Here is an 11,870-nt window from a genome sequence, read left to right on the forward strand (position 1 = left end):
CTTACTCCTCGCGGGTCACCCTTAGCACTTCTTCAAGTGTAGTGATGCCCATGAGCACCTTACTCATGCCATCATGGCGAATACTGGGTACGAACTGGCGAATGTATTTTTCAATCGCCAACTCACCTCGACCACCATGGATAAGCTCGCGCACATTATCATCCACCAGCAGTAGTTCGTGGATCCCCGTACGACCGCGATAACCGCTTTCGCCACAAGCCTTACAGCCATTGGCACGGAAGATGTGTCGGTTATCATCTGCGGCAATGCCCAGTAATTCATGTTCACGTTCATCGGGAACATGCTCAATCTTACATTTAGGGCACAGAGTTCGGATCAAACGCTGAGCTAACACACCAAGTAAACTCGATGAGACGAGGAAAGGCTCGACACCCATATCTTGCAAACGGGTAATAGCGCCAGAGGCGGTGTTAGTATGCAGGGTTGAAATCACCATATGACCCGTGAGTGACGCCTGTACCGCAATTTGGGCGGTTTCGAGATCGCGGATCTCACCAATCATCACCACGTCTGGATCTTGACGTAAAATCGCCCTTAGACCACGGGCAAAAGTCATATCAGCCTTAGTGTTAACTTGGGTCTGGCCTATGCCTTCTAACTCATATTCGATAGGATCTTCAACAGTGAGAATGTTGGTGTCTTTGGAGTTAATCTCAGTTAAACCTGCGTACAGCGTGGTACTTTTACCTGAACCAGTAGGACCCGTCACTAAGATAATACCGTGTGGACGACGGATAAGTTCTTCAAATTTAACGCGAATACCGTCTGTCATCCCCAGTTGTTTTAAATCAAGATTACCCGCATTTTTATCAAGTAAACGCAGCACGACACGCTCACCATGGCTCGATGGCATGGTCGACACCCGTACATCAACGGCACGTCCCGCAATACGCAATGAGATACGGCCATCTTGTGGTACACGCTTTTCAGCAATATCGAGGCGCGCCATCACCTTAATCCGCGACACTAACAGTGACGACAGTTTACGGTTGGGTTTAAGCACTTCTTTAAGCACACCATCAACACGAAAACGTACGATTAACTGCTTCTCATAGGTTTCGATATGAATATCTGAGGCTTCTTCTTTAATCGCTTCGGATAACAAAGCATTAATTAGTTTGATGATAGGCGCGTCATCATCACCTTCAAGCAAATCTTCGGTCTGAGGTAACTCTTCAGCAAGAGTGAATAAATCCATCTCGTTGCCAATATCTTCCATCAGTTGCTGCGCCTCGGAGGAATTAGCCTGATAGACCTGAGTCAATTTGGCCTCAAATCTACCCGCCTCAAGTTGCACTAAGGGCAAATCAACTCCCGAATAACGCCGTGCTTCAAGCATGGCGGCAAGTGGTGTTTTAGCGGTATGGAACAGACTTAATTCGTCTGTATCACCATAGGCCAAAATCACCTCGTGACGGTGGGCAAAGGCAAAGGGTAAACGCTCTTTGCTATTGGAGCGAAAGACCTCATCACCTTCGGTATCTAAGCCTAGTTCATTAGACGCTAGGCTTAAGTCATCGACTTGGGATAATTGAATTTCACTCATTGGTTTTATCTTTATTTTTGTTTTCATCCAGCGTTTTGAGCGTTGAATCCGTTTTACGCATCTGGGTGTCTAGGCCTCTGCCATCTTTGTAACGCTCTAAAATATCGTTCACTTCCGGCGGTAGATACTCAGATTGATTCCATTCATCCAATACAGGGACTTGAGTATCCGGCATTAAGTTAACGCCACGCTTTTGTTGCTCAAGTTGTAACGCTCTGAAATAGTTGTATTTACGCCCAGCAATCCCTTCCATTGTCATACCATCACGAATAATGGTTGGCTTGATAAAGATCATCAGGTTTTTCTTCGTCTTTTTACTGGAGGAAGATTTGAATAAATGCCCAAGCACGGGTATATCACCAAGGAAAGGTACTTTTTGCACACTTTCCTGCACTTCTTCGTTAATCAACCCCCCGAGTACCACAATTTGCCCAGAGTCAGCCATAACAGTGGTGGTTAGACGGCGAGTCGCAAAGGAAATATCCACCCCCGTGTTACCGTTAACGCCTGACACTTCTTGTTCAATCGCCAGCTTAACCGCATTGCCCTCGTTGATTTGTGGCACCACTTTCAACTTAACCCCAACCTCTTTACGTTCAACGGTTTGGAATGGGTTGCTGTTATTTGAACTGGCGGTAGACCCTGTCAAAATAGGCACTTCATCACCCACGATGAATGAGGCTTCTTGGTTATCTAAGGTGGTAATCGAAGGTGTTGCCAATACGTTAGAATTAGTATCACTCGACACGGCTTGAATTAAGGCACCAAAGTCCCCCATGGCCACACCCCAAGCCATACCATTGACCTTACCTAAAGCTTGGGCAAGTAAGGTGACATCACCTTGAGTGTCAGGGTTTTTACCTATAACCTCACCCGTGCTGGGGTTCGTAATATAAGTACCTTCTTTATCCTGTGCTTGCCAAATCCCTGCGCCAATCTCACCTATGGTTGGGCCTAAGTTATTAAACTGAGTACCACCACCTGCTTTAGCAGCCCATTGCACGCCAAAACCGACATTATCGCCCTCAGCAACTTCGACGATAATGGCTTCGACCAATACTTGAGCACGGCGAATATCGAGCTGGTTAATCACGCTCTCAATAGTACGCATTTGATCCGGCTCGGCGCTGATCACTAAAGCGTTTGTATCTGTGTGAGCCATAATGTTGATTTCATTACGACGTTTCGCACCCGCCTGCGCACTTGGATCTTTTTCACTTTCCAGTTTTTGGGCAAAACCCGTTAACACTTCAACCAAATCTTCCGCTTTGGCGTAGCGTAAATAACGTACCTTAGTGTTTCCTGTGCTGGCTTGCTCCGCATCGAGACGATGAATGAGCTCAACCACCCGCTGACGGCTCTTTTCATCACCACTAACGATGACAGCGTTAATACGCTCATCGGCCACCACTTTGGGTGCTTGACCGGGTAACTGCGCTTGGTTTGCGCTTGCACGGTAAAGGGTATCGATAATTCGCACCATTTCACCCGCTGATGCGTACTCTAGCGGCACCACTTGTACCGATGTATCCCCTTGTTTATCAACACGGCGGATAATTTCCACCAGCTTGTTAACCACAGAGGCTCGGCCCGTCAGCATAAGTACGTTGGAAGGATCGTAGTTGACGACGTTGCCACCACCAGCGTTATCATTTAGCTGGCGTAACAGGGGAGCGAGTTGCTTAGCCTCAGTGTTATACAAGGCCACAATACGGGTAACCATTTCATCGCCAATGCCGGGATCATTATCGTTCGCGACACGGATTGCCCCCGTCTGGGCGCTTTTGTCTTTAACAACCTTAATCACGCCATTTTCCATCTCGACAATAGCATAACCATAAACTTGCAACACGTTAAGGAAGAACTGGTAATACTGTTCGTCATTCAGCAGGTCATAACTGCGTACGTTAATTTTGCCACGGATCGTTGGGTCAACAATGATGGTCTTATTCAAATTTTTACCAACAATGTTGATAAACTCTTGAATATCAGTGCCCTTGAAGTTGGCCGCATACTGTTCTGACCAAACAAATTGGGAGGTAAACATGGCAGCGCCCGCCACAACTCCAGCAATCAGTTTGCGTCGAATCCTTTTATTATTCATTATTTTACTTTCCTCTAACGCGTGTTATTGCGGCAAACTAAACATGATTTCAACCAACTGCCCTTCCCGCTCAACCATAATGGAAACTTCAGTTAATTCAGGTAATTGGCTCATCATTTCTAACGCCTGAGTCATCACAGTCAGGTCGTACCCATTTATCGATTTCGCTAAGTCATTCGCTTTAAACCCTGCCTGCCTAAACAAATTGACATCTTTACCGGGATTTAGACGATAACCCACAACCGCGTCCCCTTGTCTTACGGGTGAGATGGCAATGTAATCGGTGATTTTGCTGGGGTCGGCTAATAACTCATTACGCGACTCGGCCAGTTCTTGGGAGATTTCAGCATTTTGGCGTTGATCAACACGGCTGACAGTTTGCTCTACTTTGCTTGTTTTGGCTTGCTGTAACTGCTGATTAACTGCGCTTTGGCTTGTATACACTAGCCCGTCAAGCATTAATGTTTCGTAACGCCCCGCGTTAGTGATGATGATACGGTCGGCATACACTTCCTTGAGTGAAGCAGAAGTGCCTTTAATCTTGTCCCCAAGGCTGTAGGTTTCTTGAATGCCACTGGACTCAATAATCGCGAGCCCTTTTTGATCTGCCGTTGAAGCAACCACCCCCGTCAATAGGATAGATAGGCTTGTTTTAGGGGCATCGGTGATGGCTTCTACCACTTCAACCTTAGGTCTTTCGGACTGAGCGTCAGCTTTACCAAACAGTCCAAGTTGCTGTAAACCCGTAAGGTCGATTTGGCCCGCACCACTGCCTACCGTGGTGGCCGTCGGTGACCACGCACTGGGTGATGAGCGAGTAGGTACGAGCTTCCAAGTAATTTGTGCCGCTAATAACAAACTGACAATAAACCCAAACCAGAACGTAACCTGACTTAAGGGCTTATGAGGAATGCTGGCAGCTTTTGCGATAACTTTATCTAATAAATCCATATTTATGTGGACCCTCGATACAGGTCTCTGTTCTGATTATATAAATTGATGATGCCAGCCACATGCTAACCTAGGCCGCATTTGGCAACAACCCCATAACAGTATTGTCATTGGCGAAAATCGCCCATTTATGCTAACTTTGCCCGCCTAAAAAGGGTGTGAAGCGCGCCACCCTTTAACATAATAGAAATGCAGCTCTCGCATTTTATTGTTCAACATGTGAACTCATCGATCTTTTGCCTTGGAGACACTATGACGCAAAGTTTTGGCGACAATACCAGCGTTCGGCTCGACAAATGGCTGTGGGCCGCACGTTTCTTTAAAACCCGCGCCATCGCCAAGGAAATGATCAATGGCGGCAAAGTACATTACAACGGTGCGCGCACCAAATCTAGTAAGAATGCAGAGATAGGTGCCGTCCTTAAGATACGTCAGGGATATGACGATAAAGAGATCGTGATAAAAAAATTATCCGAATTGCGCCAAAGTGCATCAATCGCACAAGAATTGTACGAAGAAACAGCTAACAGTGTGGCAAAACGCGCAGTAAACGCAGAAGCCAGGCGATTGAACATACTCAATAATCCTGCGCCAGACCATAAACCAGATAAAAAGCAACGACGTCAGCTCATTCGCTTTAAAGAATTCTAATAGTGAGACTCAATAATGAACCAAGATATTTTACACCGTTACCTGTTTGACAATGCCGATGTGCGTGGTGAGTTGGTGCAATTACAAGAGAGCTACCAACAAGTGCTCGACGCCCAAGCGTACCCGCCTGTATTACAAATTTTACTCGGTGAGTTAATGGCGGCGACCTCACTGTTAACGGCAACCTTAAAGTTCAGCGGTGATATCAGCGTGCAGTTACAGGGTAATGGCCCCGTATCACTGGCGGTGATTAACGGCAATAACCTGCAACAACTGCGCGGTGTTGCGCGTTGGAATGGCGAATTAACCGATAACGCCAGCCTTGCTGACTTATTTGGTCAAGGTTATATGGTGATCACCCTAACACCGGATGAGGGTGAACGCTACCAAGGTGTCGTGGCATTAGACAAGCCCACGCTGGCCGCCTGTGTTGAGGAATACTTCAATCAATCTGAACAGTTACCAACAGCATTATGGTTATTTGCTAATGGACAACAGGCTGCAGGTATGTTCCTGCAAATTCTGCCAAGCCAAGAAGATCACCATCAAGACTTCGAGCATTTAAGCCAGTTAACCTCAACCATTAAGGCCGAAGAATTATTCACTTTAGATGCTGAAAACGTATTACACCGCTTATATCATCAGGAAGAAGTCCGCCTATTCGATCCTATTGAAGTTAGCTTTAAATGCACCTGTTCACGTGAGCGAAGTGCTGCAGCGATTAAGACTCTAGAGCAGGCTGAAGTTGAAGCCATTCTGGCCGAAGAAGGTAAGATTGAAATGGGCTGCGAGTATTGCAATGCCAATTACGTGTTTGATGGCATAGATATCACAACAATATTTGCCAATGGTCAGAACTCGAATATACCTCAATAATCAATAAATTAATTAAAAAAATGGGCACAGTCAGGTGCCCATTTTTTATTCCACCATGATCCAGTTCACACTTTGTACTCTGCTTAGGCTACAATCGGCATCACTTTGTCCCTAGCACGGCCTAGGCGATAAATAGCAAATAAATCGGCAGACGATCGATCATAAAAATAACCTTACAAATACAATAAATGGAGACCTCGCTATGGCGGATGGATTACACCGCGTTCATTACAACCCCTCAACAGCACAACTTGTCGAATTTGCCCTGCTACGCGGCGAAGGTGAATTGACAGCCAATGGCGCGTTAGTTGCGAAAACTGGCGCTCGCAGCGGTCGCTCACCCGGTGATCGTTTTATCGTCAAAGAGCCCAGTTCAGAGGCCGATATTGAATGGGGCCCTGTCAACCAAGCTTTCGAACCCGGTGCTTTTGAAGGTTTATGGGCACGGGTTGAGGCATACCTTGCCGATAAAGAACTGTTTGTATCTGATCTCGAAGTCGGTGCCGATACAGAACATTACCAACCCGTACGCGTTACTACGCAATACGCTTGGCACCAACTGTTCGCCCGCAATCTATTCATCATTCCTGAAGAATTTAATCGTAAAGACAAACCAGTATGGCAGATCATCAATGCCCCAGACTTTGTTTGCGATCCCGCGCGTGATGGCACTAACTCAGATGCAGCCGTGATTTTAAACTTCGCCGAACGTAAAGTGCTGCTCGCGGGCTTGAAATACGCTGGCGAAATGAAAAAATCTATGTTCTCAGTGCAGAACTTCCTACTGCCAGCCCAAGGCGTGCTACCTATGCACTGCTCAGCCAACGTAGGTAAAGATGGCGACACTACGTTATTTTTCGGTCTGTCTGGCACGGGAAAAACCACGCTATCTGCCGATCCCAAACGCTTCCTGATCGGTGACGATGAACACGGCTGGGCACCGGGCGGCGTATTCAATATCGAAGGTGGTTGCTACGCCAAATGTATCGATTTAAGCCAGAAGAATGAGCCTGTGATTTGGGATGCGATTCGTTTCGGCACTGTGCTTGAAAACGTCGTTATGGACGAACACCGCGTCCCTAACTACAAAGACAGCAGCCTGACGGAGAACACCCGCGCAGCCTATCCGCTGGAGCACATCGCCCAACGTAAAGAAGACAACTGCGGCGCAGAGCCACATGCCGTTGTGTTCTTAACCTGCGACGTATCTGGCGTATTACCACCGGTTTCTATCCTGACTAAAGAACAAGCGGCATACCACTTCTTATCTGGCTATACCGCCAAAGTGGGTTCGACTGAAATCGGCTCAACCTCAGCGATTCAATCGACTTTCTCAACGTGCTTCGGCGCACCTTTCTTCCCACGCCCTGCTGGCGTGTACGCTGAACTGTTAATGAAACGCATTGAGTCATTCGGTAGCCAAGTCTACTTAGTCAACACTGGCTGGACTGGCGGTCCACATGGTGTGGGTAAGCGTTTTGACATCCCCACCACTCGCGCCATCGTCGATGCAATTGTCAGCGGTGAATTGAAAGATGTTGAAACCATCCACTTAGACACCTTGAACCTCGCCGTTCCTGTTGCAGTGACAGGCGTAGACAGCAATTTACTCAACCCAATCAACACTTGGGGCGATAAAGCGCTATATGCCGAATATGCCCAGAAGCTGGCCGAAGCTTTCACTAAAAACTTCGCTAAGTATCAAGTGTCAGACGCAATCCGACACGCAGGCCCAAAAGCATAAACGCCTAAGCATTTAATTTAAAGCCTGTAAAAAAATGGCACTGACTCAGTATTGATCGGTGCCATTTTTATAGGGCTGACGCAAACCATGGCATTTATGTGATTAATTCGATTAAATAAGTTCCCTAAGTGCATATGCTAGCGGTATAAAGAAAACGGATATACACTGCGGCCAGATTCCAAGATGGAGGAATATATACAATGGACGTTAAGACATATCTACAAGCATTGAGTGCTCTCTACGCCAGCCTAAATCAAACATTAGAACTGCATGATGGCTTATCAAACTCGGCCTTAGATGAAGCCGAAAAACAATTAGGTTTTAAACTTGTTCCTCAGCTAAGGGAGCTTTGGGGATATGCCAATGGTGGCAATGAGTGGAGCACGGTATTTGCCCGAAAAGATTACTTTTGTCGGTATGATTTTTTGTCATTAGCCTCATCACTTACATATCGTGACCGAATGAAAAAACGGGCCCAGCACTACACTAATTACCAAGAGCCAGAAGTGCGGGATCCCAAAATTCAATCGGGGTGGTATCAAGGAGGTTGGTTGCCCTTTGCCCAATTTGGAGGGGGCACATTACTCTTGATTGCAGATCATTCGCCCTCGGCATTAGGTAAAATCGGCCAAGTTATCGCATACACCCATGACCCCGATATGATGGACTTTATCAGCCCAAACCTAAACCAATTTTTTGAGCAATCCTTGGCGCAAATCACGCTATATCCAGATGAATTAATTGAGGATTAAGGATAACGAAAATGAACGACCCATTATTCAACAAACCTAGTGAACTGATTATTGAAGGTGAGCTTCAGGGCAACGATAAGTTACGCATAAAAATGCTCGAAGACGTTTCTTTGATGACACAAGAGACGAAGCATAAAATCCTAAATGCTATGCTCAAAATGCATAAGTACTTTGAAGATTATTGCGGTGACTTAGAGATTTCTTTAAATACCATCAATGAAATAGCCGCAAATACCCAGCCTTTGTACATTATATTGGATGACACCAGCACAATGGAGACTCGGGCAATTCGTTATCATTACACCTGCAACTGGGAAACCGATCATGGCGTAGAAGTGTTGATACTCAATGGTAATCAAGTGATTTTTGTGGGCAACTGCGGTTATACCTATGGTGTGTTACTCTCCTCAATTGATAGCGATTTATGCCTACAAAATGAAGATCTTAATTTTCTTATTGCATAAAATCAAAACTATGCCTGCTGTTGGAAGTTTTAAAACAACCTTTCTCCAATGGACTTGATTAGGGCGTGTTGACGTTTCGAGATTAAATTTTGTTCGCTCTGGCAAGCTCGTGATCGCGAAATGAGGAGTGACCTTAACGGTGGCAACGATAAGTGAGATACAAGATGAAAAACTACCCTAAAAAAGACAGAGACCAAGCATTCAGTGTATTGCAGAGACTGGCAGAAAATGACGAGCAGTTAACCGAGCCTCAAGCAGTCAAACTCGCTATCCTAGCGCAGGGTTTAAAAGAGAGTGATGATCTCACCGCTAATGACTTAATTCATCGCATCAGCTATATAGAAAATGAATTAACCCAATTCGCCATAATCCAGCGGGTGGCCTTTAACAACTTCGCCGAGTTTATAAACAGCCTGACGTTAGCAGGGCGCTTTGGTTGTTTCACGAGATTGGTGCGGGGTGGGGATTACTCGGGGACTGACAGCCTACATATTTGGCCGCTGCTGGCGGCACTCGCCATTCATGATTTACCCACTATCGCCGCCTATAAAAAGCAATTTGTGCCACCCTTTTTAACGGGTCATAAGGTGACAGTCTTGGCCTGCAATGCGGTATATGCCATTTTAGGTGCCACACCCGTTACAGATAATTTACGACATAAACTCACAAGCCTAAAAGATTCGAAATACAGTATGGCGATGCTGCATAGCCTCGCGGCCATCATCAATCAGGACATGGGCTCGTTTATCGACAATATCGCCATTATGGTCAAGTCTAATCGCTCGCAGCAAGAATATTCGCCACTGGAAAAATGTTACTGTGTTAATGCCCATGGTTTAGTCAATTTATGGCGGTTCCATACAACCAATGCGCCATTACCTCCCCTTGATTTCCCCCTACCATGGCAGAATGAATTACACGCGTTTTTTACCACGGGTCACGAGTCCATTAATATATCTTTCAATCCCTTAGCTGAGCAAAAGTTAAATGATCTGCCAATTGACCCAAATACGCTGACGCTAATCCATTCATTAACAGACACACAAAGTTAACTGCGATTAATCCAAACAAAATTAACCATTTAAAATTATGCAATTCTCTAAATAACTAAACTTCAGTTACCTAAAAGCTGGACTCCTGCTCACAAGCATTGCGGGAATGACGGCTTAATATGACATCTAATGAAACATCATTAGGATTTGGCTCTTTAGCTGTGTTATTTACCTTTATCATTAAATCTATTAACAATTCCTCAGTGTCCGTGTAGTTTAGATAGCTTATAAAAACAACAATAGGCTATCGCTATGACTGCATCCTCTATATCACCCGCTTTATCACTCTCAGTATCAAAGTCGGTTTCAACATCCGCAACCTCAAAACCACTTGCTTTTAACTTCTCTGCAAATAAATCCCGTTTTTCTAAGACCTTACTCGCTTCAGCCTTAGCCTTGAGTTTTATGGGCACGGGTTTTAATTCGGTGCAAGCGGCGACCCATGCGATGCCGGATGCGGCTAAGTTGGCAGCGGGTGTGGAGCAAAAGGTGATCAACTGGCGCCGTGATTTGCATCAACACCCTGAATTGTCTAATCGTGAATTTCGCACCAGCAAGATTATTGAAAAGCATCTGAAGTCACTAGGTTTAGAAGTGCAAACGGGTGTGGCGCATACGGGCGTGGTGGCAATCTTAAAGGGTGGAAAGTTGAAGGGCGGCAAGCCTGGGCCGCTGATTGCGATTCGGGCGGATATGGATGCACTGCCTGTGACTGAAGTGGTCGATGTACCTTTTGCCTCTAAGGCGACTGACACTTATCGCGATCAAAAAGTGGGGGTGATGCATGCCTGTGGTCACGATACACATGTGGCCATGTTAATGGGCGTGGCCGAAAACTTGGTTAACGTGAAAAACAGCCTAGCGGGGGATGTGATGTTTATCTTCCAACCCGCCGAAGAAGGTGCGCCAGAGGGTGAAGAGGGCGGCGCGGAATTGATGCTCAAAGAAGGGCTATTTGCTCAGCGCAAACCCGAGCAAGTATTTGGTATGCATGTCACATCGAGCATGCCAAGTGGCATGATTGGCCTGCGTAGTGGCCCAGCGATGGCGAGTGAAGACTCTTTTACCATCAAAGTGAAAGGCAGCCAAACCCATGGTTCGCGTCCTTGGAATGGGGTTGATCCTATTGTCGCCGCGGCGCAAATTATCACTAACGTGCAAACCATAGTAAGCCGTCAGGTGGATATCACTAAAGCGCCGGCAGTGGTGAGTTTTGGCGCGGTTAATGGCGGTATTCGCTCTAACATTATTCCCGATGAAGTCGAGCTGATTGGCACTATTCGTACCTTCGACCAACCTATGCGCGCCGATATTAAACTGCGTTTAGCGCAAATGGCCGAGCTGTCGGCGAAAACCTTAGGGGCGACTGCGACCACTGAGATCCACCAAGGTTATCCTGTGGTGGTCAACAATCCCGAATTAGTCGCCAGTATGCGGCCCGTGCTGGCGAGCGTGGTGGGCGATAAGATGCTGATTGAACCCGGGTTAATCACAGGTGCCGAAGACTTTGCTTACTACGCCTTAGAAACGCCGGGGATGTTTTTCTTCCTCGGGGTGACGCCAAAGGGAACGGACCCTGAAACGGCGGCCAGCAATCATTCACCGGCATTTTATGTGGATGAAAGTGCGCTAAAAGTGGGTGTTGAAGCCATGACCAAAGTGGCGTTAACGGCGCTCAAAGCCCAATAAGTGGCTAACGTATTATTCCG

Annotated in this window: 10 protein-coding genes; 7 read left to right on the forward strand and 3 right to left on the reverse strand. The window is 46.4% G+C overall.

Going from position 1 to position 11,870, the window contains the following annotated elements; all coding sequences use genetic code 11:
* Position 1: 1 nt before the first annotated feature.
* The 3 genes from gspE to gspC are packed head-to-tail and all read right to left on the reverse strand — an operon-like array spanning position 2 to position 4,622.
* Entirely contained in the window at positions 2–1,567 is a 1,566-nt protein-coding gene (gene gspE, locus JEZ96_RS18285; RefSeq protein ID WP_061783254.1) for a type II secretion system ATPase GspE, read from the reverse strand.
* On the reverse strand, positions 1,560–3,671 hold the full coding sequence (gspD, locus tag JEZ96_RS18290) for a type II secretion system secretin GspD (RefSeq protein ID WP_025008645.1): 2,112 nt from the start codon (positions 3,669–3,671) through the stop codon (positions 1,560–1,562). Before gspD ends, gspE begins: the two co-directional genes overlap by 8 nt.
* Positions 3,672–3,695: 24 nt before the next feature.
* Positions 3,696–4,622 (reverse strand): type II secretion system protein GspC, encoded by a 927-nt coding sequence (gspC, locus tag JEZ96_RS18295; protein ID WP_011920112.1) that lies wholly within the window; start codon positions 4,620–4,622, stop codon positions 3,696–3,698.
* Positions 4,623–4,874: 252 nt separating this feature from the next.
* Between gspC and hslR the strand changes: the two genes are divergently transcribed.
* The 7 genes from hslR (at position 4,875) to JEZ96_RS18330 (ending at position 11,850) form a co-directional block, all read left to right on the forward strand.
* Positions 4,875–5,273 (forward strand): ribosome-associated heat shock protein Hsp15, encoded by a 399-nt coding sequence (gene hslR, locus JEZ96_RS18300; protein ID WP_011790946.1) that lies wholly within the window; start codon positions 4,875–4,877, stop codon positions 5,271–5,273.
* A 15-nt stretch (positions 5,274–5,288) separates the two neighbouring features.
* Positions 5,289–6,149, forward strand: a complete 861-nt coding sequence (hslO, locus tag JEZ96_RS18305; protein WP_011790947.1) for an Hsp33 family molecular chaperone HslO — start codon at positions 5,289–5,291, stop codon at positions 6,147–6,149.
* Between the two features lie 184 nt (positions 6,150–6,333).
* Entirely contained in the window at positions 6,334–7,893 is a 1,560-nt protein-coding gene (locus JEZ96_RS18310) for a phosphoenolpyruvate carboxykinase (protein ID WP_255211617.1), read from the forward strand.
* A gap of 200 nt (positions 7,894–8,093) precedes the next feature.
* A complete protein-coding gene (locus JEZ96_RS18315; RefSeq protein ID WP_061783256.1) occupies positions 8,094–8,645 on the forward strand; it encodes an SMI1/KNR4 family protein in 552 nt (183 codons plus the stop codon).
* An 11-nt stretch (positions 8,646–8,656) separates the two neighbouring features.
* Positions 8,657–9,109, forward strand: a complete 453-nt coding sequence (locus tag JEZ96_RS18320) for a DUF6985 domain-containing protein (RefSeq protein WP_025008647.1) — start codon at positions 8,657–8,659, stop codon at positions 9,107–9,109.
* Between the two features lie 164 nt (positions 9,110–9,273).
* Positions 9,274–10,161, forward strand: a complete 888-nt coding sequence (locus JEZ96_RS18325; protein WP_025008648.1) for a hypothetical protein — start codon at positions 9,274–9,276, stop codon at positions 10,159–10,161.
* Between the two features lie 252 nt (positions 10,162–10,413).
* Positions 10,414–11,850, forward strand: coding sequence for an amidohydrolase (locus JEZ96_RS18330; RefSeq protein WP_061783257.1), 1,437 nt, complete (start codon positions 10,414–10,416; stop codon positions 11,848–11,850).
* The last annotated feature ends 20 nt before the right edge of the window (positions 11,851–11,870 follow it).

This window comes from Shewanella putrefaciens (assembly GCF_016406325.1).
Classification (GTDB): domain Bacteria; phylum Pseudomonadota; class Gammaproteobacteria; order Enterobacterales; family Shewanellaceae; genus Shewanella; species Shewanella putrefaciens.

Bases quoted from the DNA above. Each gene is read 5' to 3' on its own strand.
- JEZ96_RS18320 (WP_025008647.1), top strand. From the start codon at position 8,657: ATGAACGACCCATTATTCAACAAACCTAGTGAACTGATTATTGAAGGT.
- gspD (WP_025008645.1), bottom strand. From the start codon at position 3,671: ATGAATAATAAAAGGATTCGACGCAAACTGATTGCTGGAGTTGTGGCG.
- hslR (WP_011790946.1), top strand. From the start codon at position 4,875: ATGACGCAAAGTTTTGGCGACAATACCAGCGTTCGGCTCGACAAATGG.
- hslO (WP_011790947.1), top strand. From the start codon at position 5,289: ATGAACCAAGATATTTTACACCGTTACCTGTTTGACAATGCCGATGTG.
- JEZ96_RS18325 (WP_025008648.1), top strand. From the start codon at position 9,274: ATGAAAAACTACCCTAAAAAAGACAGAGACCAAGCATTCAGTGTATTG.
- JEZ96_RS18330 (WP_061783257.1), top strand. From the start codon at position 10,414: ATGACTGCATCCTCTATATCACCCGCTTTATCACTCTCAGTATCAAAG.
- gspE (WP_061783254.1), bottom strand. From the start codon at position 1,567: ATGAGTGAAATTCAATTATCCCAAGTCGATGACTTAAGCCTAGCGTCT.
- gspC (WP_011920112.1), bottom strand. From the start codon at position 4,622: ATGGATTTATTAGATAAAGTTATCGCAAAAGCTGCCAGCATTCCTCAT.
- JEZ96_RS18315 (WP_061783256.1), top strand. From the start codon at position 8,094: ATGGACGTTAAGACATATCTACAAGCATTGAGTGCTCTCTACGCCAGC.